Here is a 26,807-nt window from a genome sequence, read left to right on the forward strand (position 1 = left end):
TGTTCGAATACTGAGAAATTTTGGAACGATTTTCCGAACCGTTCTTTAGACAACGTAACACGTAACGTTTGGTCGAATCAGCGTGTTTTTCCGAACGAAAAATCCAAACTATCTCAATTGTTTTAGGGGTAAAAAAAAATCCCCGGAATCACTTCCGAGGACTTCACAAACCAACCAATCTAAACTACACTACTATTTTTTGACTTGCGTCTTGTTTTCAATCTTGTCTTTCGTGCCGTCGGCCTTGTAATAGTAATAATCTTCGTCATCACTATCGTTGTCGTATGAACCGCCTTGGTACTGACCGCCGTTGTTGTGCGGTTGGTAACTCCAAGAGCTTCCGTTTACCTGGCCTGTCGTTCCGATGATTCGGCCCCAGCGGTCATATTGGATACGCAATCCACCAATTTGGCTCAACGCGAAACGGTTGTAACTCATATAAACCGAACCGATTCTCTTGATGCGGCCGTAAGCATCATAATTCATGAACGTGTTCCCGATGCGTCGGATGCGACCTTGTGCGTCGTGCTCGATGCGGACTCCACCGTAGTTATCTTGTCCAGGGGCGCCATAAGTCGTATTGACTGTGTTGCGGCGACCTTTGTAGTAATACGTCGTCGTCTGGTTTTGGGTTGGGACGGTGTTGAAATCGAACTGACCGTCGGCGAAAACAAAGAACTCAATGCCTCTTTCGCGGAACACGATTGGTTCTGCATCGGCGATGGCTACCGGATTGTGGTTCGCTTCAAGAGAAATCATTTTCTCTGAGGCCTTCACTGAGCTTCCGATAAAGAAGACAGCGGTTACGAAAAGGGTAATTTTTTTCATGATCTTCAATCTTTGTGATTTGCCTACTCATTCGCTTTTCGGCTTTCGCGATCTGGTTGTTTTCTCAGATGTTTGACGCATTTCAAGTTGCGTGCCAAAAAAAATGCATGCGGTTTGAGTTATCCGTCGACAATCGGTTAAAAACGTTTGTAATCGTTTGTTTTTCAGAAAAATATCTAATCATAAAAAAATATTTTGAATCCTGATGTTTTAGTATATTCGCGTCGCAAACTACTATTACGACTACTATGCCCCGATTACTCCGAATTGTTCCTGCAGCGCTTGTCTTGCTGTTTTCAGGATTCGTGAACGCCCAGGCTTTCATTCCCAACTACAACGCCGTCGTGCAACAATGTTCCCAATCGAACATATTGACTTCGCTTACCGAATTTCAAAGTTTCGGAATTAAATACCGTGGAACGATCGCTCAGGCGAATGCGTTGAACTGGCTCAAAAATAAATACTTGAGTTACGGCTACACGGTTTCGCAAATGGTCGAGGATCCGTTTACGTATAGCGGCTCGACTTGCAAGAATTTGGTCGTCACTAAAATCGGGACCACGTATCCGAACACTTTCGTGATCATCGATGGCCATTATGATACTGTAAACGGCCCGGGAACGAACGACAATGGCAGCGGAACTGCCGTAATTCTTGAGATTGCACGTCTATTGAAAAACGTTCCGACGGAATACTCGATCAAGTTCATACACTTCGCAGGAGAAGAAGACGGTCTCATCGGCAGCGAACATTATGTGAATAATGTGGTGAACGCGACAACTCCTAAGATGGACATCCGATTGTTGCTGAACCTCGACCAGGTCGGGGGCGTCGCCGGAGAAACCAATAACACGATTACCTGCGAGCGCGACCAAAGCAATAGTCCGAGCACAAATAACGCGGCTTCTGATGTCATGACGACCCAACTTGCGAACTGCATGGAATTGTATTCGGTGCTTGAAACGAATATCTCATTCGCCTATGCTTCCGATTATATACCGTTTGAAGACAACGGTGAAATCATCACGGGCCTGTATGAAACCAACGAATCGCCTTTTCCGCATACGGCCAATGACGTGCTCGCGAATATGGATCCGACGTTCGTTTATAACGTCGCGCAAGGTACGATCGGAGCGGCTTTGCACTTCGCCGTTGCGTGCCCGACTTGTAATCTCGCAACGGAATCGGTTACGGTCGACGCTGGCCTTTCAGTATATCCGAACCCTGCAAACAACGTGCTTTTCATCAATAAAGGTCAACTGAACGACTATTCGTATAAGCTCGTGAATGTGCTGGGGCAAACCGTCGCATCCAAAAATTTTAGCCAACCGCAACCTGAAGAACAACTCCCCGTCGGCAGTTTTGAAAAAGGACTTTACGTTTTGGTTGTAGAGTCGCACGGAAAAACGATCACGAAGAAAATAGTGCTTCAGTAAAAGTAGCACAATCGTAAAAAGGCTTTCTCACGGAGGCTTTTTTTGTGCCTCGTTGTTGCGTAACTTTAAGCGAAATAATTAAATCTCGCATCATGGGCAAAAAGAAGAACAACCAAAGTGTTTTCGAAATATTCGCATCTAAAGTCACAAAAGCTACAGGAAGTACGGGCGCGTTTTTGGTCGCGTTCGCCGTGGTGATCGTTTGGGCGGTCACCGGGCCTGTTTTCAATTACTCTGAAACCTGGCAACTCGTGATCAACACCGGAACTACGATCGTCACGTTCCTGATGGTCTTCCTGATCCAGAAGTCGCAGAATAAAGATTCGATGGCGATTCAAATCAAACTCAATGAACTCGTCGCATCCCACGAATTTGCGAGCAACCGATTGATCGATGTCGAGGATTTATCGGAAAGGGAACTGCAAACGATCCACAATTACTATATGAAATTGAGCCATTTGTGCAAAAATGAGGATTCGCTTTTTCAGACGCATTCGATTGAAGAGGCTGAGGAAATCCATGAGATCAAACATAAGAAGCGCAAGAAACTCAAAACCGATTCGGGTAAACTTTGATTACCGTTGAGATTTTTGGACGTAAGCCCATTCAATATTTTACTCTTTGTTGAATTGATAGAATTCTTCGGTAAGATTTTTAACATTTAGAACATCAAGAGCATTAAGTTCGGTAAGAAATCTAATCCTTGATGAACTTAATGCTCTTAATGGTTAAAAAACAGATTAAAGTTTGTCCTTGAGATATTTCCCTGTGATCGAAGCCTTGTTTTTCACGACTTCCTCAGGTGTTCCGACGGCTAAAATCTTACCGCCGTTTTCACCGCCTTCAGGCCCGAGGTCGATCAGGTAATCGGCGCATTTTATCAAATCGAGGTTGTGCTCGATCACGATAATCGAATGTCCCTGGTCGATCAACGCGTCGAATGATGCCATTAATTTATTGATGTCGTGGAAATGCAATCCGGTCGTCGGTTCATCGAAAACGAACAATGCCTTTTCTTTCGTCGCGCCTTTCACGAGGAACGATGCGAGTTTGATGCGTTGTGCTTCTCCGCCCGACAATGTCGACGACGATTGCCCGAGTTGCACGTAACCCAACCCGACATCTTGAAGCGGTTGCAGTTTCTGTGTGATTTTCGTCTGCTTGTGTTCCTTGAAAAAGGCGACTGCATCGTCGATCGTCATCGTCAAAACGTCATCGATGTTCTTTCCTTCAAAATTGACTTCGAGGATTTCTTTCTTGAATCGCTTGCCGCTGCAGGTTTCGCAAGGCAGTTGGACGTCGGCCATGAAAACCATTTCGACGTTGATAGAACCTTCGCCTTTGCAGGTTTCGCATCGGCCTCCATCGACGTTGAACGAGAAATGTTTGGCTTGGTAACCGCGGATTTTCGAAAGTTTTTCTTTTGCAAACAAATCGCGTATGTCGTCGTAAGCCTTGATGTACGTGACGGGATTCGACCGTGAACTGCGTCCGATCGGATTTTGATCGACGTATTCGATATGTCGGACCTTATGGTAATAACCGCGCATTTCCGAGAATTGTCCCGCTTTTTCACCCGCGCCTTCAAGCTGTTTTTGCATGGCCGGAAACAGGATTTTCTTGACGAGCGTACTCTTTCCCGAGCCCGAAACGCCCGTGATTACGGTCAACACCTCGAGCGGAAATTTCACGTCGACGTTATGCAGGTTGTTTTCTCGCGCTCCGAGGATTTCGATATAATTGTTCCACTTGCGGCGCGTTCTCGGTGTCTTGATCTCGAGTTCGCCGTTCAGGTATTTGGCCGTGAGCGAATCGGCTTTGAGGATTTCGTCATAGGTTCCGTAAGCGACGAGTTCACCGCCGTGCGTTCCCGCTTCCGGCCCGATGTCAATGATTCTGTCGGCGGCCTTCATGATGTCTTCGTCATGTTCGACGACAATTACAGTATTGCCCAGATCGCGAAGTGAAATCAGGACTTTTATGAGTCGTTCGGTGTCTTTCGGATGCAGGCCGATGCTGGGTTCGTCGAGAATGTACATCGACCCGACGAGCGAACTTCCAAGCGATGTCGCGAGATTGATGCGCTGCGATTCACCGCCCGACAACGAAGCCGAATTTCTATTTAACGTCAAATAATCAAGCCCCACTTCCTGCAGGAAACTCAAGCGGCTGTTGATTTCGACGAGCAGTCGTTTGGCCACTTTCTGGTCGAATTCCGACAGCTTGATTTCGGTGAAAAACGGCACCAATTTCTTGATCGGCATGTCGACCAAATCTGAAATCGTCCTGCCGTCGATCTTCACGTAATTCGCTTCGGGGCGCAGGCGTTTTCCTTTGCACGACCAACATTTCGTCTTTCCGCGATAACGCGACAACATCACGCGGTTTTGGATCTTATAGTTTTTTTCCTCGAGTTCCTTGAAGAACGCATGCAATCCCGTAAAGTATTTGTTGCCTTTCCAAACGAGCTCTTTTTGGGCATCAGTGAGTTCGAAATACGGTTTGTGGATCGGGAAATCGAAATGGTAGGCGTTGTTCACCAATTGATCGCGGTACCAGCCCATGCTTTCGCCACGCCATGCGTAAATCGCGTTTTCATAGACTGACAACGTCGTATTCGGGATGACCAACTCTTCGTCTATGCCGATCACGTTTCCATAGCCTTCGCAAACCGGGCACGCGCCGTACGGGTTGTTGAAACTGAACAAATGCACGTTCGGCTCCAAAAACGTCATCCCGTCGAGCTCGAAATTGCTGCTGAACGTGAATCGTTTTTCGCCGTCGGCCTCTTGAAGGTAGAGTTCACCCTTTCCTTCGTAGAATGCGGTTTGGACGGCGTCCGACAATCTATTGTAAAATTCTTCCTCGTCTTTCACGACGATTCGGTCAATGACGAGCAACACGTCTTTATCATCGAGACTGTGTTGGTCGATTTCGTCGAGCCTCAGTGTTTCCTTGTCGACCAAAATCCTTGAAAAGCCTTGTTGGAGCAACACTTTCAGCTTGTCTTCGAGCGCGCGCCCGTTTTCGAGATGGATGGGCGCGAGTAGGAGCAGGCGCGTTTCGTCGGTGTAACTCTTAACCGCATCGACGACATCGCTCACCGAATCTTTCTTGACTTCGAGTCCGGAAACCGGTGAATAGGTCTTTCCGATTCGCGCGAAAAGCAGTTTCAAGTAATCGTAGATCTCTGTCGATGTTCCCACGGTCGAACGCGCATTGGTGGTATTGACTTTTTGCTCAATCGCGATCGCGGGCGCGATTCCTTTTATGTATTCGACTTTCGGTTTGTCGAGTCGGCCCAAAAACTGGCGCGCATACGAGGAAAGACTTTCCACGTAACGGCGTTGCCCTTCGGCATACAAGGTGTCGAAAGCCAGGCTCGACTTTCCTGAACCTGAAAGTCCGGTGATCACGACGAGTTCGTTTCGCGGTATGGCGACGCTCAAATCCTTTAGATTGTGGATTTGCGCGCTCTTTATAATGATGTTCTTTTTGGGTTCTAAGGTGCTGAAATCAGGCTGCATAGTCAATTTTCGATAGGAATGCAAAGGTAGCGAATTCCGATGCCATTAAAAATTGCCATTAACACCATTTTGGTACGGTTATAGATTGTTAAAAATGCAATGTTGTTCGTCGAACTTCGTCGATTATGAGCAAAAAGACCATAAAATCAAGTTAATTTGCCGCTTTATTGTCCAACACTTGTTAATTTTTCAGTTTTTATTTGCACATTAAAAATAAATAGTATTACATTTGGTTATTCATTCACTTTAATTTAACAGACGCCTATTACGCAAAAATACTTTTTAAGAGATTCTTAGATTTCAACCAAAAACTAAAAGGTATTTTTATGGCTACTGTTAACACCCCCGACGCAATATTGGTCAAGAACTACGTAGCTGGCGACGAAAACGCTTTGGCTACTTTGATCAACAGGCACCAATCAAAGATTTATGGTTTTATCTATTCGAAGATTTCCGACAGGGATATTTCGGACGATATTTTCCAGGACACATTCATCAAAGTCATCAAGACGTTGAAGTCGAATTCGTATAATGAAGAAGGAAAATTCCTGCCTTGGGTCATGCGGATCGCGCACAACCTCATCGTGGATCACTTCCGTAAGACGAAGAAAATGCCGATGTTCCGCGAAACCGAAGAGTTTTCGATCTTCTCGATCATGAGCGACAACGCGCCGAACATCGAAAGCCAAATCATTACGACGCAAGTCGAGGACGATCTTAAGAAACTCATCCACGAGCTTCCGAAAGACCAGCGCGAGGTACTTGAAATGCGGATCTATCAGGATTTGTCGTTCAAGGAAATCTCTGAAATCACGGGCGTGAGCATCAATACAGCTCTTGGGCGTATGCGCTACGCACTTATGAATTTGAGAAAAGTGATAGACAAGCATCAAATTATTTTGACGAATTAACAATATTCCGGAAGCTCGTGCGTTTTATTGGAAACAAACGCATATAACATGGCAAAAATTTACACTTCAAAACCATTAGCAGCTTCTAAAATGTTACCAAAAAAAGAGACCATCAACTTTTTGCTGAGCTATTCGAAAGCTTTGACCATCCAGAAAAAAGGAAATATGGTTTTTGAAAGCATTGCTAATTAAAATTTGGATCCCGCGGCATGAAAATGTTAGCGGGATTTTTATTTCTTAACCAACGCGACGCATCATGAAAAAAACACTTGCGATTATCTCGGCTTTTTTGGTTCTGGGTTGTGCATCCGATGATTCGTCCAACGACGTTTCCATGTTGCCCGGCCTTAATTATTACAAATTCACTTCGGCCCATAACGCCCGTCTGTTGAACACGACCTTGAACAAAGGAAAGATCATTTCGTTCAGCAATCAGTCGGGCCAAATGATACGTTATAAAGTCGCGGCGCGTTTCAAAGGGAGATCGGCTGACGTTTCCGGGGATTTTTCAGGCGGCGGGATCACGAATTTTTATTACGACGAGCAACGGGTCAGTCTTGAATCGCTGGATTTCGTTGAAAGCCAAAATTCGGGTATGAGCTTCACGATCTTCAAAAACAGCGCGTCGGGTTTGAAGGCGAGATTCTTTTTGGATCGTTGGAACGGGCAATCCGAGGATTTCGTGATTTCGAATATCGATGGTTTGCTCCAGGCTTTTTCGGCCAATGGCAAAACTTATCCGAAAGTGATTGTCATCAATTCCAATTCTGACGATTCGGTCGTCGTCGACGGTTTTCCTAAAAATGCGATCACGGTTTATTACGATCTCAATTACGGAATCGTCGGTTTTGATGACCTCGATGGCAACGAATGGCGTCGGAACTAATTTTTAAGGTGCTTCTTATAATAGTCGTTGAGCACTGACTTTCGTCCGATGGTGCGCGTTATGATGTCTTTCTCAGGATTCCAGCCGCGCGCCGGCGAATATTGCCTTCCGTAGTAAATTATCTGTAAATGCAGTTTGTTCCACAATTCCTCCGGGAACAACTTCTTGGCGTCGCGCTCGGTTTGCTCGACGCTTTTTCCATTCGACAGATTCCAGCGATACATCAATCTATGGATGTGCGTATCGACAGGGAACGCAGGATGCCCGAACGCCTGCGACATCACGACGCTCGCCGTTTTATGTCCGACGGCGGGAAGTTCTTCAAGATCGGGAAAGTTGCTCGGGACGTTGCCGTCGTGTTTCTCGAGCAAAATTTTCGACAGGCCGTGGATGCCTTTTGATTTCATGGGCGACAAGCCGCACGGACGGATGATGTCCTGGATTTCCTCGATCGACAATTTTACCATTTCCTCAGGCGTATCGGCTTTCGCGAACAACAAGGGTGTGATTTGGTTCACGCGCACGTCGGTACATTGGGCCGACAACAAAACCGCGATCAATAATGTGTACGCATCTTTATGGTCGAGCGGAATCGGAACTTCGGGGTACAATTCCTCAAGGGTTTTTATTACAAACGCGGCGCGGTCCTTACTTGTCATTTCACTACTTTTGGGCAAATGTAATTTTTAGGCGCGAACGCGCAAAGGCGAACTCGATTTATGTGGACAAGCATTTTTAGATACATGTGGAAAACGGCCCGAAACTCGCGACGCGCCAAAAGCAACGACAACACTATGACAACACTCAAAAAAGGCGACGAAGCTCCGGATTTTTCGGCCGTCGACCAAAGCGGAAACACGCACAAACTCTCGGACTACAAAGGTAAAAAACTGATCGTTTTCTTTTATCCGGCCGCGAATACGCCGAGCTGCACGGTCGAGGCCTGCAATTTGCGCGATAATTATCAAATGTTGAAGGACAAAGGGTATGAATTGCTCGGAGTAAGCGCCGATACGCAAAAGAAACAGGCGAATTTCATCTCAAAGTTCAACCTGCCGTTCCCATTGCTCGCCGACGAAGACCACGCGGTCATCAAGGCGTTCGGTGTCTGGGGCCCGAAAAAGTTCATGGGACGCGAATTCGACGGCATTCACCGCACGACGTTCGTAATCGATGAAAAAGGCGTCGTTGAGAATGTGATCGAGAAGGTTGTGACGAAGGATCATGCGGCTCAGATTTTAGGGTAGACGAATGACTAAAGACGAATGACAAAAGAGCAATGAACTTTCTGTCGGTTAGGTTTTAGAAAATAAAAAAACGGAAGATCTAATCAGGTCTTCCGTTTTTCTATTATATAAGACGAGTATCGTTAGTCATTCGTCTTTAGTCGTTCGTCAATTTAATTCGTCTCCTCCAAAATCTTATTCGGATCATACCCAAACAAATGATGTTCCTTGATGAGTTCCGCGATACCTTTCGGCAGCATTTCCTCCCAGCCGTGTTGGCCTTTCGTAATCATCTTGAGTACGACGCGTGAGAAAACTTCGAGGTTGTGCGGATCGAAATCGTCGATGTCGATGACCTTTCCGTTGAACTTGAAGAACTTGTAAAGCTCTTTCATTCGCGGATGTACTTTGAGGTTTTCAGACGTGATCAATTCTCCGTCTTCGCCGATCATCGGATATAGGAAAACCTTCAAATCGCGGTAGAACAATTTTCCGAACGCTTCGAGGATTCCGCCGCTCAAATGGCGATAATATTTTTCGTCGAAGATGTCGACCAGGTTGTTCACGCCCATGGCCAATCCCATACGCGCCTTTGTGTAGTTCGAGAAATATTCGACCACTTTGTAGTATTCCTGGAAGTTCGAGATCATTACGGTTTGTCCGAGCGAACATAAAAGTTCGGCCCTGTCCATAAAGTCGCGCTCGTCGATTTCCCCGTCGGAACGCAGGTTCGAAAGCGTAATCTCGAAAATCACGAGTGTGTTTTTTGAATCGACCTTGCTTTCCTCGAGGAACATCTTGAGCGATTTCTCGTACATGTCCATGTTCACGACCGTTACCGGACGGAAACTTCCTCTCAGTGCAAGTATATTTTTCTTGTATAAAATCGAAGCGGGAAGAATGTTGTTTCCGTCGGGATCGAACATCACCGCGTCGGTCATTCCGTTTTTAACGAGTTGGAGCGACATTAATCGGTTGTCGACATCGGCGAAACGCGGCCCGGAAAAGTTGATCGTGTCGATCTCCAATTGGTCCTTATCCAAATGATCGTACAGGTAACGCAACAATTTCTTCGGATCGTTGTGTTTGTAGAACGCGCCGTAAATCAGGTTCACACCCAGGATTCCAAGCGTTTCCTGTTGCAGGCGCGCGTCGGTTTCCTTGAATCGGATGTGGATAATGATTTCGTTATAATCTTCGTCAGGCTCGATCTGGTATTTGATTCCGACCCAACCATGGCCTTTGAACTGTTTCGCGAAATCGATCGTCGCGACCGTGTTGGCATATGAAAAGAAGAGTTTGCTCGGGTGTTTTTCACGGCTCAAACGCTTTTCGATGAGCATGACCTCGTGCGAAAGCATTTTCTTGAGGCGGCTTTCGGTTACGTAACGTCCGTCGTTTTCAGATCCGTAGATCGCGTCACTAAAGTCTTTGTCGTAAGCCGACATCGCCTTGGCTATCGTCCCCGAAGAACCTCCCGAACGAAAGAAGTGGCGCACCGTTTCCTGGCCCGCACCGATTTCGGCGAAAGTTCCGTATATATTCTCGTTCAGGTTAATGCGAAGCGCTTTGTCCTTGATCGAAGGAATCTGCTCAATCGCCTTGTCGCCTTTCAGCGTAAAACCGTCATCTCTTAGCATAATCGTTGAAATTCCTCGCAAAGTTAAATAAAAATGCAACGAAATGAAATTCAATAGTCTTATTTTTGTATAAAATTAACTGCATTGAACATTTGGTTTTTAGGCACGGGAACTTCTCAGGGAATCCCGGTAATCGGGAGCGATCATCCTGTTTGCAAAAGCACTGACAGCCGCGACAAAAGGTTGCGCGTGTCGGTTTGGCTGCATTGGGAGAATCATTCGTACGTGATCGATTGCGGTCCCGATTTCCGTCAACAAATGCTTACATCCGATTGTAAACGTTTGGACGGAATTCTTTTTACGCACGAACACGCCGATCACACGGCCGGCCTCGACGACATTCGTCCGTTCTTTTTCCAACAGGGAAATATTCCGGTTTACGGGCACAGGCGCGTGTTGGAAAATTTGGCGCAGCGTTTCGATTATATTTTTTCGGACGTCGATAAATATCCCGGAGCGCCGTCGGTAAACCAATATGAAATCAGGAATAATGAACCGTTTGCCATCGGAAATAAAACTGCAATTCCAATCGAAGTCTGGCATGCGAAGCTACAGGTTTTTGGTTTCCGAATCGACGATTTCGCCTATCTGACCGACGTGAAAATCATATTTGAAGAGGAAATCGAAAAGTTAAAAAACCTCAAAGTTCTCGTCATCAACGCGTTGCGCGAAGAATCGCACGACAGTCATTTCAATTTGCAGGAAGCGCTCGATTTTATAAATTTGGTACGGCCGGAACGCGCTTATTTGACGCACATCAGCCATATGCTGGGCTTTCACGCCGACGTCGAGAAGAAGTTGCCGCCGAACGTTTTCCTTGCTTACGATAACCTAGAAATCAAACTGACATGAAAAAATCACTGTTCCTTTATTTGTTCATCATCGCTGTCATCATGAACGTGTTCACGTATGCGTATTTCAGCAAAAAGGAAAAATCGGAAACCGCTCGCCTCGAAGCTCAGGTAAAGAAAGCGAACGACAGCATCTTGGTGTTGTACAACAAATGGGACGACGAAGCATATTTTTCGATCGAGCACAACCAGAATGCACAGGAATACATGGAAAAGTACGACGTGAAAACGCTTGTCAAGAAATTGACCGACGACATCATGACGCTCAACGGAAAGGAAAAAGGAAATCCGCTCGTGCCATACGACCAGATAAATGCCCAGAAATTCATCATCAACAAAGTCAAGGTGATCAACCACCGTTGGATCATCGCCGATTTCAGCGACGGGAAAGTCTGGGGCGAGGTGTTGCTTAAATATTTCATCGAAGCCGACGAAACCGTTACGTTCGAGCGCATCGAATCGCAGTTATACCAACCGCAAACTACGGCTCAATAATTACGAAGCCGGCTTATTTTCGTCAAGCCAGTTCCTGAAATCAAAGAAGTTTTGAGGTGCGACACCATGTCCCACTGGATATTCCTTGTAAACCGATTTGATTCCCAACGCGTCGAGTTGCGGTTTCGCTTTGCGCGCCCAATCGACGGGAACGACCTGATCGACCGATCCGTGTGAGATGAAAAAACGCAAATCCCCGAACGCCTTGTTTTCAAAACCGTCGGCGACAATTTCCATATTCAAATAACCGCTCATCGCAGCGACCTGTTTTATTTTCTCGGGATGCGAAAGCGCGACAGCATAGCTCAGGATCGCGCCCTGGCTGAATCCGACAAGCGTGATCTGGTTTTCGTCGATCGCATACGCCGAAAGCAATTCGTCTATGAAAGTCGAAATCATTTCACGTGATTCGCGCGCTTGCCCGAGATCCGAAAATTTCTTTTCGTCGCCCGTGAAATTGATCGCATACCAGGCGTAACTTCCAAAATTCAATGTGTAAGGAGCGCGTGCCGAAATCACGTAATACTCCGCCGGAAGTTCTGACGCGAACGAGAACAAATCTTCCTCATTACTCCCGTAGCCGTGCAGCAGCAACAACAGCGGATTTTTTTCTTTCTTTATTTTGGGCTCGCGAACGAGGTGTTGCAACGATAATTCCATCAGATAGTTTTGAGTGCGCGTTGAAAAAATTTGCCGAGAAGCGGAACCGGAGTCATTTCGCCACGAACGGCCGTCGTGATTCCGTAACCCCAAAGCACGGCCACGAAAAGATACATCGGTGTTGAGATCATCCAGCTGTCGAAGTTACTCACAAGCAATCCGAGACAAATGAAAGTCAGTGACAATCCCACGGCCTGACGGATGTGAAACGCCGCGAACGGATTTTTGTCCTCAGAATTCATCGACATCGCAATCAACGCGCCAACGAGCAAAATATAACTCGTGATCGCCGCCGATTTTCCCTTTTCTACGATTGGATCGATCATGCCAAGACGAGTTTTGATTGGTTGTAACTCCCGAAGACTTTCCCTTTCATTTTGGTTCCGAAGAAAGCTGAATTCTTCGATTTTGAGAGTATGTTTTCTTTTGTGAACGTCCAGTCGGAGTCTGTTGTGAAGAATGTCAGGTTCGCCGATTCTCCTTCTGAAATCGAAGTCGACGTAATTCCAAAAATCTTCTTGCCCGACGTTAATTTGTCCACGATCGTTTCGACCGGAAGCACCGTGAGCAAAGCCCCGAACGCACTTTCCAATCCGATCGTGCCGTTTTTTGCGAGGTCGAATTCCATTTTCTTGTGTTCGATGTCGATCGGGTTGTGGTCAGTCGTGATGCAATCGATCACGTTGTCTTTGATACCTTTGAGCAACGCTTTTCGGTCGGATTCGGTGCGCAACGGCGGCGTGACTTTGAAGCGCGTGTCGAATCCCTGGAGTTTTTCGTCGGTCAAGACCAAATGATGTATGGAAACACTGCACGTCACGTTCAAGCCTTTCGCTTTGGCTTCTTTTATGAGTTGTACCGATTTCGCCGTGGAAATTGTCGGGATGTGCAATTTTCCGCCTGCGTATTCGAGTAGATAGAGATTTCGCGCGATCATGAGTTCTTCGGCGAGATTCGGGATACCTTTTAATCCGAGGCGCGTCGCGACGATTCCCTCGTTTGCGATTCCGTTTCCTTTCACGCTCGAATCCTGTGAGTATGCGATCACCAATCCGTCGAAATCCTGATTGTATTGGAGCGCGAGTTTCAAAAGGTTCGCGCTTTCCATGTTTTTGTTGTAGTCTCCGAACGCGACTGCGCCCGCATTTTTCATATCGAACAGTTCGGCCAAATCGTTGCCTTCGCTTTTTTGAGTGAGCGCGCCGATCGGGAACAATTCGGTAGCGAAACCTATTGATTTGCTTTTTACGAACGCGACCTGGGATTGGTTGTCGATCGTCGGGAGTGAATTCGGTTGAAGCGCGACGCCCGTAAATCCTGACTTTGCGGCCACGTTGAGACCGTTCGCGATGGTTTCCCGATCTTCGAATCCAGGTTCGCCCAACGACACGCTCGTATCGAACCAACCCGGCGAAACGCAAAGGTTGTCGCGTTTCAGTTCTTCTAAATTATCTGTATTCTTCAGGCTTTTTGCGATCTTGGAAATCTTTCCGTCCAAAATCAGGATGTCGGCCACTTCGTTGTGGAACTTGCTTGCGGCATCGACGATCCGGGCTTTTCTGATGATCAGGTTCATTTTACGAATTTTTGTATCAGTAGTTCAAGGGTTAAAAACAGGAGCGCGAGCAACACGAACCATTTCCAGATGTCGTTGTTCGTGCGGTCTTGCTGTAGTGTGTCGAAAACCGATTCGATGGAGTCGATCACTTTATAGTCGCTGAGCAAGGCGTCGTTCGCGTTCAGGTCGCCTTCGCTTCGGTTATAATTGAAGCCGATGGTGCGCAACAGATTTTCCTTGTTGAAAACGCCGAAATTTCCGGCTTGCTGCGGATAATCGTTGAACGTGAGTTTTACCTTGTTATTCAAGATTTGTTGTACGGGAATAAACTTCTCGTCGGCGTTCCTGACTTCGACGATTTCATCTTTCGCAAGATTTGCGTCGAGGATAAACGGTTGGTTGTTTCCGATAGTTAGCGCCAAAACTCCCGTCTTTTGAGCGTTTTGCGCCATGTTGTAAAACGTCGGAACGATCAATGGAGAATTTTTGAAGTTCGAATTTTCGACCGAAATCGCAGCTGAAAATACGTAGACATTCGAAACTGCAGTCGAGATCGCCGTCAAAAATGCGCTTTGGTCGTCGAAACTCAAGATAGGAGCCGAGGCTGAAGAAACCGCGAACGACGAGCTCGCTTTCGGGTATTGGAAATTGTCGATTTTCTTCTCGAATACAGATGCGTACAACGGATGGTTGAACGCGATTTTCGTCACGAGTTTCTCATCGGGGCGAAATGATTTGAATTGCAAGGAACCGAACCCGGCCATGAATGCGTTGAGGTTTGCGACCGTGCTTTGCGATGATGGGATCAGCACGATGTTGCCGCCTTTTTGGGCGAACGCTTTCAACGTGGTCTGCAATGCCTGCGGGATGTCGGCCAACTCGTTGAGCACGATCACATCCTGTTTTTCGATCAGGTTGTAATCGAGGCTTTGGAGCGGAAAGTTCACATAATTGAATTCGTCCTGCGTATAAATTTTCGACAGGAAAGCGCTTTGGGTCGCGTCTCCGATGCTGATCACGTTCGTTTTTTCAGGTTTCGAGATGCTGAAAAACAATTCGTTGTCGTACGCCAATCCGTTGTCGGTGATCGAAACATAACCGTTGAAATCGGCTTTCGGGATCGTAAAATTCATCGTTTTTTGAGCCGAGTCGAACTTCGCTATGGTTTTCGCGGCGAGCTTCCCATTGTTGTAAAGCGCGATCGGGACTTCGCGTCCGGTTTCTCCATACGATGACAATTTCACGCCGACTTCGTAGAAATTATCCATCGTTTGGTTCAGGTAGACGCTGTCGACAGCCACGTTGTTTTTCTGCTCCGACTTCGGGATGATGAAAAACGTGTTCGATTCTTTGTCTATTCCGTTGAGTTGTTTCTGTTCGAGGCCTGCGGCGTCGGTAATCACGATAATATCTTTCGCGAACGGTGATTTGCGCGCATTCACTTTCGCGATCAGATTGTCGAGTTGGAAAGGCGCCGCGCTGTATTTTAGGTTTTGGAGTTCTTTTTGGATCGACTTGATGTCGGTATTCCAGAAACTTTCGATGTTCGTTACCAATGAGAATGTTCGCGTCTCAGGCGTATGTTCGAGCAAATCCTCGACAGCGCGCCTCAAGAGTTCGCCTTTTTGACCTTTGGCCTGCATCGAAAATGAATTGTCGAGCACGATGTACATTTCGTTCGTGATGCTTTTGCTGTCTTTCGCCTTGAAAAACGGCTGGGCGAATGCGATGATGATGCACGCGAGCAATAAAAGTCTCGTCGCGAGCAATAACCATTTCTTGATGCGCGAGCTTTTGCGCGTTTGGATTGAAAGTTCCTTGAGGAATTTGACGTTCGTGAAATATTGTTTCTTGAAACGTCGCAATTGAAATAAATGGACGATAATTGGAATAACCAGTAGGAAAAGGAAGTAAAGGATTTCCGGGTGTCTGAACTGCATTCCGCTTTTTAGTTGTCAAAAATACGCATTTTTTATGATTGGAACGGGAGCGATTTTCGATTTTAAAAACTACTTTTGAACATAACCTATTTGTAATGAAACGCACTTCGATCTTACTTTTTTCGCTACTTATTTCAAGCGCAATGACTGCCCAAAAAAAATACAACCTTTTGATTGGAACATATACGAATTCGTGCGAGAGCAAAGGGATTTACGTATTCGACTACAATCCTGAAACCGCCGAAACCAAACAAAAATCATCGACTGGCAAAACGATAAATCCGAGTTTTCTCGCGGTTTCGTCCGACAAAAAAAATATCTACAGCGTAAACGAGGACGGCAAAAATAGCAAGGTCAGCGCGTTTTCGTACAACGCGAAATCGGGCGAGATGCTGCTTCTTGGGACCCAGGATGCAATGGGCGCCGATCCGTGTTTTATTTTGGACGATGCGAAAAACGTGTTGACGGCGAATTATTCGGGCGGAAGCATTTCAGTTTTCAAGAAGAAAAGCGGCGGCGGATTGACGCCATCGGTGCAAGTCATTGCGCACGAAGGTCACAGCGCGAATGCGAAACGACAAGAAAGCCCGCACGTTCACATGGTGCAATTTTCGCCCGACAAAAAGTTCGTATTCGCGAACGATTTGGGAACCGACCGCATCTACGTGTATCGCTATTATCCAGATGCCGAGAAGAAAGTGCTCGAATTCCAGGATACGATTCCGATCAAGACGGGAAGCGGGCCGCGTCATTTGGCTTTTCATCCGAATGGCAAAAATGTCTACCTGATCCAGGAACTCGACGGCACGATCACAGCGTTCAATTATGCCGACGGAAAAGCGAAACGCATCCAGGAAACCACGATCGTAAAACCTGATTTCAAGGGTGAAACGAGCGCCGCCGACATTCATATTTCGTCCGACGGCAAGTTTTTATACGCGACGAACCGCGGCGATGCGAACACGATCTCGACATTCGCGATCCAGGAAAACGGAAAGTTGACTTTTAAGGAAACGATTCAAACGACGGGAAAAGGCCCACGGAATTTCACTTTGAGTCCTGACGGGAAGTTTGTTTTGGTCGCGCACCAATATTCGAACAATGTGGTGATTTTCAATCGCGATGAAGTGACGGGATTGTTGACCGACAGCGGGAAACGCATTGAATTGTGCGCGCCGGTTTGTTTGGTTTTTGATGAAGTGGAATAAAAGGTATTTTTTGAACAATTAAGATAGTTAAGGTCAGTTAAGCTTAACTATTCTTAACTATCTTAATTGTTCAAAATCAATTTAATTATTTCTTTTTATTCCGCTTAGCCGATTGCGTGCGCAACAAATTCCTGTTCACCGAACCCGACGTTTTCTTCTTCGTTTTCGAAGGCCCGCCCAAGTTTACTTTCTTATTCTTCGCCGATTTTTCATGGTGTGACGCGCCGCCCGTAAGCTTTACCTTTTTCATGAGGAACTTCACTTTCTCCTTTTCCTTTTCAGGCCCGATGAGAAGCGTCGAAATTTCAACTTCCTGCGGCAGATCCAGGTTTTTTATTTCCCTGTTCATGAGTAATTCGGCTTCGATGCGAATGTCTTCCTCTCGGGGCGCGACGAATGAAATTGCGGTTCCGCTTGCGTCGGCGCGCCCTGTTCGCCCGATTCGGTGCATGTATTGTTCGGGGATTTCGGGCATCTCGAAGTTGATGACGTGCGAGATGTTCGAGATATCGAGACCACGCGCCATGACGTCGGTCGTGATGATGCCGCGCAAGTTTCCGTCCTGGAAATCGGCCATCGTGTGCAAGCGGTAATTTTGGGATTTATTCGAGTGGATCACCCCGAATTGGTCAGGAAAATCAGCGTCGATCTTCTCGTGCAACATGTCGGCGATCTTTTTATTGTTTACGAAAACGAGCACGCGATCCAAGCTTTCATCGGTTTCGATCAGGTACTTTAGCAAATTCGCTTTGGTGTTGAAATTCGGAACCGGATAGACGAGTTGCTCGATTTTTTCAAGCGGCGTTCCCGATGGCGAAAGCGTGACTTCCTCGGGAAAATCGAAGAAGTCGTTCAAGACCGCATCGACATCGTCGGTCATCGTCGCCGAGAAAAGTATGTTTTGGCGTTTCGGTTTCATCATGGCGAGGATCGACGTCAATTGCGGTCGGAAACCAAGATTGAGCATTTCGTCGAATTCGTCGATGACCAATTTTTGCGTTTCATCGAATCGGATGTAATTGTCGAGCGCCAAATCCATGACGCGTCCCGGAGTTCCGACCAAAACGTCGATTCCCTGGAAAACTTCTTTCTTTTGTGTGTTGATGTTCACGCCTCCGTAAATCCCGAGCACGCGCACCGACATGTATTTCGTGACTTTTTCGACTTCCTCGACTACCTGGACGACGAGTTCGCGCGTCGGCACAAGGATTACGATTTTAGGCGTTTCAGTCGGTGTAAATTTGTAGAGTTTGAACAGCGGCAACAAGTACGCGAAGGTCTTTCCCGTTCCCGTTTGCGCGATTCCCATCATGTCGCGTCCTGACATGATCACGGGAAACGACTTGATCTGTATAGGCGTCGGCTCGTTGAAACCGAGCTCGTCGATGGCCTTTTGTACTGATTTCGGTAGGTTGAACTGTTCGAATCCCATTTTGTAATTTTTTGCAAAGATAGGGAATTGGATTGGTGCGAGGTAAAAGGTTTGAGGTTTAGGGTTCAGGGTTTAGGGTTCAGGGTTTCGGAAACTTCAACATTCGTTATTCGTTGATCGCTTTTCGACATTAATTATTTACTCTTATCCGATAAAAACGCTTTGTGCCTTCGTGCCTTCGTGTCTTTGTGGCAAGAAAAAAATGAATAATGAACAATGAATAATGAATAATGAATAATTAATAATGGATAATGGATAATGGATAATGGATAATGAGATTAGATAAGCATCAACAGCATCGCTGCGCTCATCGCAATCATCAAACCGTCTTCGATGATCGTTACAGTGCTCATCGGTAAATTGAAAACCGCTCCGAGGCACGCGCATTGGATTTTGCGTTTGTTCAAGACACTTCGTAAAACCCCGATAATGCTCAAACTCATTACGATCAACGTCACTGCATTCGTGACGATCGGGTTGAAATCAATCAGGAATGCGATGCCCAATGCCAATTCGATGAACGCATACAAATATGCCCAAGCCGGGAATTTTTGGGCAACGACGTCATACATGACATAACTTTCGGCAAAACCTTTTATGTTCAGCATCTTGAAAAACGAGAAGACCAAAAAGAATCCGGCCATGAAGTGTCGCATCGCCAACATTGCATCGAACTCGCCGTTGTTGAGCTGGGCGAGAAGTGTAATCGCCAAAATATAGCCGAAGATCAATAGGATCGGTTTGTAGGTCGCAAACCAACTCTTGGTTTCCTCTATGGTTTCGTTGTGGCTTGTAGCCGAGATTTGATATTTGCTTTCCTTTCCGCCCAAAGCGTCCTGCAATGTCGAAATGGAAACATGCGATTCCATCGAAACCTTTGCCGAACTGCTGTCCTTGGAAAGCTCATCGACCGTAATCCCGGGAACGAGCTGCAAATAATGTTTCACTTTGGCTTCGCAGCCCGAACAGGTCATCCCGGTAATTTGATACGTATGTGTCATGCTGCAAAGTTCGCGCAATTTCCGATACGATCGATTGCACAACTTTTGGAAGAATCTTCACTTTTACAGCGAATCGAGCGGTTGGCGTTTTAGGTTGGAGGCCTTGAATTCGGTTGGCGTCTGTGATGTGATTTTTTTGAATTGTCGCGTCAGATGGGACGCACTTCCGTAATTTAATGCGAATGCGATCTCATTCAAGTTGAGTTCGCCGTATTCCAAAAGTTCCTTGACGCGCTCGATTTTTTGCATGATGTAAAATTGCTCGATAGTCGTGCCCGTTTGTTTCGAAAATGCATTGCTCAAAAACGAATAGTCGTGGTTCGTTTTGTCGCTCAAAAATTCGGACAGATTGACGTTGATTTCGTTGTTGCGATTGTGGACCAGATCGACGATCAGGTTCTTGATTTTTTCGGAAAGTCGGGATTTCGGGTCGTCGATGAGTTCGAAACCTTTTGCCTGAAGCGATTCGTCGAGCGTCACTTTTGTTTCGTCCGAAAGATTTTCAGTGATTTCAACTTCTCCTAAAGTAATCGAAATAGGCGTCAACCCGAGATTTTCGAGAGTCGATCCGACTGCAGTCTTGCATCGGTCGCACACCATATTTTTAATGAAAAGCCGCATTCGTGTTTTTTGCAAAGTTACGCCTAAGCGAATGTGATAGCGTTAAAATTTTTCGAAAACACCGAGCCCGAATAAGGCGAAATCGTATTTCACGGGATCGATCGGGTCAAGTTCACGCAATTTGGCATCGAGTTCGGCAAGTGCTTTCGCATCGTTTTGTTTTCGCGTGAGCAAGCCTAACTTGCGTGCGACATTTCCCGAATGGACGTCAAGCGGACACGACAATTGTGAAGGCGAAATCTGTTTCCAAATACCAAGATCGACGCCTTTGTTGTCCTGGCGCACCATCCAGCGCAGGAACATGTAGCTACGGGTTATTTTTGTGGCTACCTTTACCGCTGTAAATTTACGCCATTATGATTTGTGCTTTATGTCTTGAGGAAAAACAACCAAGACCCAACACCCATTACTTTAGCGACTTCTTAATCAAGAATGCACTTAATGAGGATGGGAAAAGTGATAGGGAAAAGGGTATGTATTGGTCAATAGATACCGAAAGTCCAACGGTTGATTTCAACTTCCAAAGAAACGCCAGCCCCATTAAACTTGAGAAATTATTTGGAAGGCAAACAACAGATGAAGAAAACGAGAAATCAAAATCTCAAATCATTTATTCTGTTAACGATAAATTTTGTACGAGATGTGAGGACAAGTTTGGAACTATAGAAACGGCCTTCCAAGAACAAGTACTTCCAAAATTTAGGGGTGCCAATTTAGAAAACGTTACACAAGTGCAACTTAGTGTTGACGAAAGTAGAGCCATGAGGTTGTTTGCTTTACTTCAGATTTGGAGAGGATATATTTGTGAAGAGGACATCTTATTGAGCGACGAAGTGGCTGATTATCTAAGGGGGAAAATTTTTAATGAAGATAATACGGACTTGGAAGAAATTCCGCTTTCTGCAACATACCTTGAAACGAGTAGACCTGAAGGTGATGTAAACGGTGATGCATACAAAACAGGAAATTCAATATTAGTCAACCACCACGCAAACATTAATCATTTACTCCTTAACGACTTTTTATTTCAACAGACAGAACACTTACATGTTCCGTTTGATGAATTTTTCGGCTTTAATACAGAGGATGACTATGTTGATTTGTTCAACTACCAATCACCTTCCTTTGATGTCAAAATAATACCCGATTCGCAAAGACGAATAAAAAATTACAACTATCATTCTTATACTGCCAAGAAACTTATGGCTACTACCTATTGGACATTCTTGGACAACTATACATTAACTTTTAAAAAGCTTCCTTCCGATAGAGAAGTTGCGACATTTATGAGTGAAGTAGCGAATTCAGAGGATATGCTTAGATTTACGGACGAGAGATTAAGGGAAAGAGAAGCACATTTTTTCAAGAGGGTTAAAAATGAAGAATTCAGAAATTAAAGATTTACTTGATAGAAAATTTATCGAATACAACACTTCATCGTTTGCCGATACTGACCCTGTTCAAATTCCAAGGTCATTTAATATTAAGGAAGATATTGAGATTGCGGCCTTCCTTACCGCTACCATTGCATGGGGAAATCGCGCGAGTGTAATTAAAAGTGGAAAGCGTATGATGGATTTGATGGGAAATTCTCCCTATGATTTTATCATGTCGCATTCTCAAAAGGATTTGGAGCGCTTTGATAGTTTTGTTCACCGAACGTTTCAACCAGCAGACATGAGGACTTTCGTCATAGGTTTAAAACACATTTATACTACGCACGGTGGAATGGAGAAGATATTTGCAGACCACCAACGAGACGGCTTCATGCATTATGCAATCCATGAGTACAAGCGGCGCTTTTTTGAGGTAGACCATTTACCTCGAACAACCAAGCATGTCGCTGACCCACTTAAGAATTCCAGCCATGCGAAACGCATTCACCTTTTTTTGAAATGGATGGTTCGACAAGACAAAGGCGGTGTAGATATTGGAATTTGGAAATCGATACCGACTTCCGCTTTGTCATGTCCACTTGATGTTCATACGGGGAGAGTTGGACGACATTTAGGGTTCATTACTGTCAAGCAAGACAATCTTCGGAGCCTTCAGCAATTGGATGAAGTTCTTCGGTCGTATGACTCGAGCGACCCAGCTAAGTATGATGTTGCATTGTTCGGATTAAGTAAAGAAGGTTTTACGAAAATATAATTATGGAAGAAACGTCGCTGAAGTCGCTATTGAAATCTCAACTGAGTACTTTATTTTTGACATCGACGGTACAGAGGGGCGCTGAACGAGCATTCGAAAATCTTGAATTTGGTGATTTGTTCTTTGAATGGAATGAGGTTTATGAGGAACCAGCTAATTTTCAGAGGTGTAAGTTCAACAATATTGACATAGAAGGTTCAAACTTCAAAAAAGGAATTTCGTTTGAGAACTGTGAGTTTAGTGGTTATTTCCTAATTCTTAATGCACATATAAATGTCCTAACATTTGAGAATTGTCATTTTAATTCAAATATCACTATTTACAGCGTCTATGGCGCAACGCTAAGTTTTGATAACTGTACTTGCGATAGCCCAATAAGAATTTTAGGTGGAACACTCGAAGAGTTTTTTTACCAATCCAAAGATGAAAAAACACTCCTTAAAATTTCTGGGAATTTCACGGAAATTAAACGATGCATATTGCACTCTTCGATTGGAATGAATTTTTCGATAAGTGATGCGATAATAAATACTTTTGAAATTCGAGGTGACTTTAATTCCGCGTCGAGAATCAACATTACGAGTATTAGGAACAACATAATGTTTCTTGATTCGGTGAATAATGACGGAAGATTTTATTTTACAAAAATTACCCCATCAGAGGTATTGACTCTCGATTTTCCTTCATTGGAATCTTTGAGTAAAAGTATTGAAGACGCTTCCATGCTAAAGGCGGTAAATTATCTTTCAAAGTTTCATGCAATCAATAGCTTTCCTGATTTATATCATTCTGTTATGATTTCACAGGACATAAAGGATTATTTGTATTTCCACTACTTCCAAAAAATTGCAATTCAAGATTTTTCAACTTCAAATCATACCCTAAGAATTCAAAATTGCTCTATGGGCGTATTTGAAATCAAGAACACAAAATTGCAGTACTACAAATTAATTATTATGTCATCCGACTTATCAGGAATTAAATTAATCAAGTCAAAATTTCCTGTTGTAAAAAACAATTGGACATTTGATGATGGCCTAAGTTTCTACAACGACTTATATACCTCAGCATCTAAACAAAATAATTCCCAAGACAAAATTGATTATTATGTGGCCGCGCAATATTTCGCCTATCAGCGATTAAAAGGCGACTCAAATTCATTTTCCAAACTTGGAAACATGATTACACTTCTTACCTCACGCTGTATTAGTAATCATGGGAGCAATTGGCTCCAAGCGGTTTTCGTAACTTTTGCTTTTGGCTTGATTTCTTTTATTCTTTTTATCGTTTCATTGGAGAATTATCATCTTGATTGTTCTCAAATTGGAATAAACTACTTTTTCACAAATGTTTTATCGTTTCTACCACAGTTCTTGAATCCACTTCATAAAATTGACTTTATTGATGGTGGGTTGTTAGGATTATGGAGCGGTTGGGTCGATTTGTTATCAAGAATTATTATTGGTGTCGGTCTCTTTGAGACTGTTCGCTCATTCAGAAAATATGTTCGTTCATAATTAATTCTTTCGATTCGAAAAAATTGGAGTAATCCATAGTTCTGATGGAATGTTCCATTAGCCTATTGGAAAATATTGGGAAGACGATACAGACCGCAAAGAGTGTAAACGGCTTCTACGAGAAATAGACGAAATGATTGCTAAAGAAAAAAAGCCCTTAAAGGGCTTTTTTTGTTAATTCTAAATCTTCAGGTTCGGTATTGTAAACGTCTAACAGAAATCTTTCCATTGTTGGAGCCATTGCCCTAAAAAGTTTTCTATTTTCATGAGGAACACTTTCTTCGTCGAGAGTTAGAAAATGAAAGACAGGAACAGGAACATTTAAGACCTTGCTCAAACTTTCTAAAGTATCGGCTTGCGGCTTATACACTCCCTTGATAATTTGGGAAAGTGCTGTTGGACTTTTGTCAATCCTTGAAGCAACTTCCCCTTGTGTCATGTTTCTCTTTTTGATAAACATTTTAATAACTTCACCTAATTCCATAATGCTATTTGTATTTTGAGAACTCCGCGCCAATTTGCGCAAGCATCACAAGAAGTTCCATCCATTTCAAGTAGCCATCAAATTTATCGGCTTCAAGTTCGGGTGGGTTATTTCTCAATTCAATAAAAAGTTCTCTGATTTCATTTGACATGGGCAATGATTCTAACGCCCAATCGATTTTTTGTATAAATTCTAAATTATTCATGATTAGTATTTTCAAATTACAATTCTAAGTTTTGATGGTCTTAGGGTAATCGAAAATATTAGGGCAACGCCTTTCTCTTTGCCTTAATATCTTAAAGATATTAAAGACAATGAATGGTAGTCATCAAGATTTTTAAACAGAAAACTATTAATCCTTCGAAAAGATTCCCGTCGATTAATTTGAAACTGTTTGAATATCGAACATAGCCCCTTAATTAAACCTCGAACCAAATCGAGAACTTTTTGCCCTTCCTGAATTTCATCGACTATTTCGAGTAAAGCAACGAGTTTCGTGATAAGTTCGAAATCAATTACTCGCTTCCTTTCATTAAAAGCATCTTCCGCAAGCGATAAACCAACAACTCTATTTAAAGCATCTACATTAGCGCGACTTATGAATTTTGTTGAAACGGAAATTGCACCTGTGCCTTGGAAAACATAATCACCACTTGGAACTTCATATTCTTTAGTCTCAAACCATTTTAACAATTCTTCCTGCGCTTTTTGTTTTTGGCGCAGTTCGTCTTGATACATTGAAGAAATCGATTCCAAGTGTACAACATGATTTCTAATCGTACCTAATTGGTCTGTCGAAATAATATGCGAAGGAGAATGTTGAAGCCAAATTTTTGAATAATCAGGCAAGGGTACCAATTCTTCAAAAGGTTTTAACTTGATTGCATCAACAACAAAAACAGGTGCCGACATAACTAAATTAGAAATTCTGATGTTATTCGCAAGTGATGAATAAGCACCTTTACTCATTATAGAGTGAATCTTAGCACCCTCGTCAGCCCACTTGACAATATCATTGTTTATTAAAATTCCTTTTGTAGCGAGAGAACCCATCTTGGCTATCTTAGAAATCTTATTCGCCATAGCGGCCATCTTTGAGGCTTGTTCTAAAAGTGTAGCTGGCATAATTCAATTATTTATTCTGCAAATTTAAGCTATACTTAAATATAAACCAAATATTTAAATAGGTATTTACAAATTAGTTTTGGAATCGTTGGTCGAGGTGTCCTGTTGATTGATATGCCGTCTTCACCGAAAGAATTCTCGACCTTACAAGCTTCTCTGAAATTTCCCCATCAAAATTTTCGAAGCATCTAAGCACCTTCTTTGTGATTTCGGCTTTATTAGCGATTGTAATTCTTATGCCGCCACCGAACTCTTCACACAATTGAGTAATGAATTTGGTCTTATCAATCTTTGGTCTTGGCGGGAACAATTTGTTCGCCACCTTCTGTAGGTTCGAAATCGAAAGTTGTGATTTATCCGTGAGCCGTCCCTCATCTATCGCATCCGTCAGATAATCCAAGAGCGTCATCATTTCATCATTAGTGAAATTTTCAGGAAGAACTTGGATGATGTCTGAAACATGGTCATGGATGTTAATTGGAACTATTGTTACAGGAGCGACTTCTTCGATAACTTCATTGGTGATTTCTGCAACTTGCGGTATTTCCGAACTTGTGTCCACGTTCAGATTCCCGAAATCCGAAATGGTGTAGAAGTAACCGCGATTGAGTTGGGTTCTTCTCATGTAACCAGCGTTCTCAAGATTTTTGAATGCGGCTTGAACTGTCTTCTTGTCGATGCCGAGGCGGTTAACGATAAGTTCGCGTGTAAGGTTGAAGTGGTCAGCATCCGACAGGATGATTGTGAGAATCCTAAAGGCCATTGGAGTGAGCCTTGTATCAAATAGGATTGAGTTGTGGACTGTGGTAAATTTACCGTGTTCGTTGGATTTACGAATGACTTTCTTGTTGGTCATTGTTTTAAGGGTTGGACTTTCATCAGAGATTTTCTCATACCGATGATTATAATTTCGTTGGACGTTTAACCACGCCAACCACTCAGGGGAGCTACCCCTGAGCATCGTGGGATATTAAAGAGTTTACTCTCTTATTCTTATATATCTCAATTATACTGAAAGTGATTCGTTTTGTAAATAATATTGGAAACTTTTTTTGGGGGAAACTTTCCCCCGATTGTGATGGAGGGAAATAGTCACCCTAAAATTCAAGGATTGGGTGAAAATGTCAACCTAAATTGGGGGAGAAATTCCCCCTAAATGGATTGGAATAGGGGGAGGAAGCGGTACCCTTTACTATAATAGTAATATAACCTTCGGTTGTTGGAGTTCTTACAACTCATTGGGGAGACATGTGTCTCCCCATATATATTATTGATATTCTACTATTAGATAATACATTATATATAATATT

At 44.1% G+C, this 26,807-nt stretch carries 28 protein-coding genes; 12 read left to right on the forward strand and 16 right to left on the reverse strand.

From position 1 onward, the window contains the following. Positions 1-192: 192 nt before the first annotated feature. Positions 193-828, reverse strand: coding sequence for a hypothetical protein (locus EOO50_RS13295; RefSeq protein WP_290840761.1), 636 nt, complete (start codon positions 826-828; stop codon positions 193-195). A 248-nt stretch (positions 829-1,076) separates the two neighbouring features. Between EOO50_RS13295 and EOO50_RS13300 the strand changes: the two genes are divergently transcribed. Beyond that, positions 1,077-2,264, forward strand: a complete 1,188-nt coding sequence (locus tag EOO50_RS13300) for a M28 family peptidase (RefSeq protein WP_290840762.1) — start codon at positions 1,077-1,079, stop codon at positions 2,262-2,264. 92 nt (positions 2,265-2,356) lie between these two features. Beyond that, positions 2,357-2,839 carry a low affinity iron permease family protein gene (locus tag EOO50_RS13305; protein ID WP_290840763.1) on the forward strand — a complete coding sequence of 161 codons (483 nt, stop codon included), beginning with the start codon at positions 2,357-2,359 and terminating at the stop codon, positions 2,837-2,839. Positions 2,840-3,004: 165 nt separating this feature from the next. On the opposite strand, the gene uvrA is transcribed toward EOO50_RS13305, so the two are convergent. Next, positions 3,005-5,791, reverse strand: a complete 2,787-nt coding sequence (gene uvrA / locus EOO50_RS13310) for an excinuclease ABC subunit UvrA (protein ID WP_290840764.1) — start codon at positions 5,789-5,791, stop codon at positions 3,005-3,007. A 326-nt stretch (positions 5,792-6,117) separates the two neighbouring features. Between uvrA and EOO50_RS13315 the strand changes: the two genes are divergently transcribed. The 3 genes from EOO50_RS13315 to EOO50_RS13325 all read left to right on the forward strand — a co-directional run bounded on the left by EOO50_RS13315 (position 6,118) and on the right by EOO50_RS13325 (position 7,588). Beyond that, positions 6,118-6,702 carry a sigma-70 family RNA polymerase sigma factor gene (locus EOO50_RS13315; RefSeq protein ID WP_290840765.1) on the forward strand — a complete coding sequence of 195 codons (585 nt, stop codon included), beginning with the start codon at positions 6,118-6,120 and terminating at the stop codon, positions 6,700-6,702. A gap of 48 nt (positions 6,703-6,750) precedes the next feature. After that, on the forward strand, positions 6,751-6,894 hold the full coding sequence (locus EOO50_RS13320; protein WP_290840766.1) for a hypothetical protein: 144 nt from the start codon (positions 6,751-6,753) through the stop codon (positions 6,892-6,894). A gap of 64 nt (positions 6,895-6,958) precedes the next feature. Further along, positions 6,959-7,588: a hypothetical protein gene (locus EOO50_RS13325; RefSeq protein WP_290840767.1), complete on the forward strand. Its 630-nt coding sequence runs from the start codon at positions 6,959-6,961 to the stop codon at positions 7,586-7,588. On the opposite strand, the gene nth is transcribed toward EOO50_RS13325, so the two are convergent. Further along, positions 7,585-8,247, reverse strand: a complete 663-nt coding sequence (nth, locus tag EOO50_RS13330; protein ID WP_290840768.1) for an endonuclease III — start codon at positions 8,245-8,247, stop codon at positions 7,585-7,587. The genes EOO50_RS13325 and nth overlap by 4 nt on opposite strands. A 135-nt stretch (positions 8,248-8,382) precedes the next feature. Here nth and bcp point away from each other — a divergent pair, with 135 nt between their 5' ends. Further along, positions 8,383-8,835 carry a thioredoxin-dependent thiol peroxidase gene (gene bcp, locus EOO50_RS13335; protein WP_290840769.1) on the forward strand — a complete coding sequence of 151 codons (453 nt, stop codon included), beginning with the start codon at positions 8,383-8,385 and terminating at the stop codon, positions 8,833-8,835. Between the two features lie 152 nt (positions 8,836-8,987). On the opposite strand, the gene EOO50_RS13340 is transcribed toward bcp, so the two are convergent. Further along, positions 8,988-10,454 carry a TonB-dependent receptor gene (locus EOO50_RS13340; RefSeq protein ID WP_290840770.1) on the reverse strand — a complete coding sequence of 489 codons (1,467 nt, stop codon included), beginning with the start codon at positions 10,452-10,454 and terminating at the stop codon, positions 8,988-8,990. Positions 10,455-10,538: 84 nt separating this feature from the next. On the opposite strand from EOO50_RS13340, the gene EOO50_RS13345 reads away from it, so the two are divergent. Together EOO50_RS13345 and EOO50_RS13350 are read left to right on the forward strand one after the other, a co-directional pair. Next, positions 10,539-11,306 (forward strand): MBL fold metallo-hydrolase, encoded by a 768-nt coding sequence (locus EOO50_RS13345; protein WP_290840771.1) that lies wholly within the window; start codon positions 10,539-10,541, stop codon positions 11,304-11,306. Then, entirely contained in the window at positions 11,303-11,800 is a 498-nt protein-coding gene (locus EOO50_RS13350) for a hypothetical protein (RefSeq protein ID WP_290840772.1), read from the forward strand. Before EOO50_RS13345 ends, EOO50_RS13350 begins: the two co-directional genes overlap by 4 nt. Here EOO50_RS13350 and EOO50_RS13355 read toward each other — a convergent pair whose 3' ends face one another. The 4 genes from EOO50_RS13355 to EOO50_RS13370 are packed head-to-tail and all read right to left on the reverse strand — an operon-like array spanning position 11,801 to position 15,958. Next, entirely contained in the window at positions 11,801-12,460 is a 660-nt protein-coding gene (locus tag EOO50_RS13355) for an alpha/beta hydrolase-fold protein (protein WP_290840773.1), read from the reverse strand. After that, the gene (locus tag EOO50_RS13360) at positions 12,460-12,783 is read right to left on the reverse strand and encodes a hypothetical protein (protein WP_290840788.1); all 324 of its coding nucleotides are present in this window, start codon (positions 12,781-12,783) and stop codon (positions 12,460-12,462) included. The genes EOO50_RS13355 and EOO50_RS13360 overlap by 1 nt, the downstream gene beginning before the upstream one ends. Continuing rightward, a complete protein-coding gene (locus EOO50_RS13365) occupies positions 12,783-14,036 on the reverse strand; it encodes a dihydroorotase (protein ID WP_290840774.1) in 1,254 nt (417 codons plus the stop codon). Before EOO50_RS13365 ends, EOO50_RS13360 begins: the two co-directional genes overlap by 1 nt. Further along, positions 14,033-15,958: a BatA and WFA domain-containing protein gene (locus EOO50_RS13370; RefSeq protein WP_290840775.1), complete on the reverse strand. Its 1,926-nt coding sequence runs from the start codon at positions 15,956-15,958 to the stop codon at positions 14,033-14,035. The genes EOO50_RS13365 and EOO50_RS13370 overlap by 4 nt, the downstream gene beginning before the upstream one ends. Before the next feature lie 95 nt (positions 15,959-16,053). Between EOO50_RS13370 and EOO50_RS13375 the strand changes: the two genes are divergently transcribed. Further along, complete coding sequence (locus EOO50_RS13375) at positions 16,054-17,166, forward strand: lactonase family protein (RefSeq protein ID WP_290840776.1); 1,113 nt, start codon at positions 16,054-16,056, stop codon at positions 17,164-17,166. A gap of 85 nt (positions 17,167-17,251) precedes the next feature. Here the strand turns inward: EOO50_RS13375 and EOO50_RS13380 are convergent, their stop codons facing one another. From EOO50_RS13380 to EOO50_RS13395, 4 genes are all read right to left on the reverse strand, one after another. Further along, complete coding sequence (locus EOO50_RS13380) at positions 17,252-18,598, reverse strand: DEAD/DEAH box helicase (protein WP_290840777.1); 1,347 nt, start codon at positions 18,596-18,598, stop codon at positions 17,252-17,254. Between the two features lie 278 nt (positions 18,599-18,876). After that, the gene (locus EOO50_RS13385; protein ID WP_290840778.1) at positions 18,877-19,599 is read right to left on the reverse strand and encodes a heavy metal-associated domain-containing protein; all 723 of its coding nucleotides are present in this window, start codon (positions 19,597-19,599) and stop codon (positions 18,877-18,879) included. A 63-nt stretch (positions 19,600-19,662) separates the two neighbouring features. Then, entirely contained in the window at positions 19,663-20,220 is a 558-nt protein-coding gene (locus EOO50_RS13390; RefSeq protein ID WP_290840779.1) for an AraC family transcriptional regulator, read from the reverse strand. 42 nt (positions 20,221-20,262) lie between these two features. Next, positions 20,263-20,538 carry a DUF2400 family protein gene (locus EOO50_RS13395; protein WP_290840789.1) on the reverse strand — a complete coding sequence of 92 codons (276 nt, stop codon included), beginning with the start codon at positions 20,536-20,538 and terminating at the stop codon, positions 20,263-20,265. A 38-nt stretch (positions 20,539-20,576) separates the two neighbouring features. Here EOO50_RS13395 and EOO50_RS13400 point away from each other — a divergent pair, with 38 nt between their 5' ends. Genes EOO50_RS13400 through EOO50_RS13410 form a run of 3 tightly spaced genes read left to right on the forward strand, consistent with a single transcriptional unit; the run spans position 20,577 to position 23,888 of the window. Continuing rightward, the gene (locus tag EOO50_RS13400; protein ID WP_290840780.1) at positions 20,577-21,617 is read left to right on the forward strand and encodes a hypothetical protein; all 1,041 of its coding nucleotides are present in this window, start codon (positions 20,577-20,579) and stop codon (positions 21,615-21,617) included. Next, on the forward strand, positions 21,598-22,371 hold the full coding sequence (locus EOO50_RS13405) for a TIGR02757 family protein (protein WP_290840781.1): 774 nt from the start codon (positions 21,598-21,600) through the stop codon (positions 22,369-22,371). Before EOO50_RS13400 ends, EOO50_RS13405 begins: the two co-directional genes overlap by 20 nt. 2 nt (positions 22,372-22,373) lie before the next feature. Next, complete coding sequence (locus tag EOO50_RS13410) at positions 22,374-23,888, forward strand: hypothetical protein (protein WP_290840782.1); 1,515 nt, start codon at positions 22,374-22,376, stop codon at positions 23,886-23,888. A 157-nt stretch (positions 23,889-24,045) separates the two neighbouring features. Here the strand turns inward: EOO50_RS13410 and EOO50_RS13415 are convergent, their stop codons facing one another. The 4 genes from EOO50_RS13415 to EOO50_RS13430 form a co-directional block, all read right to left on the reverse strand. Further along, entirely contained in the window at positions 24,046-24,372 is a 327-nt protein-coding gene (locus EOO50_RS13415) for a helix-turn-helix transcriptional regulator (RefSeq protein ID WP_290840783.1), read from the reverse strand. A 4-nt stretch (positions 24,373-24,376) separates the two neighbouring features. After that, complete coding sequence (locus tag EOO50_RS13420) at positions 24,377-24,577, reverse strand: hypothetical protein (protein WP_290840784.1); 201 nt, start codon at positions 24,575-24,577, stop codon at positions 24,377-24,379. 83 nt (positions 24,578-24,660) lie between these two features. Then, on the reverse strand, positions 24,661-25,497 hold the full coding sequence (locus EOO50_RS13425) for a hypothetical protein (protein WP_290840785.1): 837 nt from the start codon (positions 25,495-25,497) through the stop codon (positions 24,661-24,663). A gap of 73 nt (positions 25,498-25,570) precedes the next feature. Further along, a complete protein-coding gene (locus EOO50_RS13430; protein ID WP_290840786.1) occupies positions 25,571-26,353 on the reverse strand; it encodes a helix-turn-helix domain-containing protein in 783 nt (260 codons plus the stop codon). Positions 26,354-26,807: the final 454 nt, after the last annotated feature.

It is taken from the genome of Flavobacterium sp. (genome assembly GCF_004211145.1).
Classification (GTDB): Bacteria; Bacteroidota; Bacteroidia; order Flavobacteriales; family Flavobacteriaceae; genus Flavobacterium.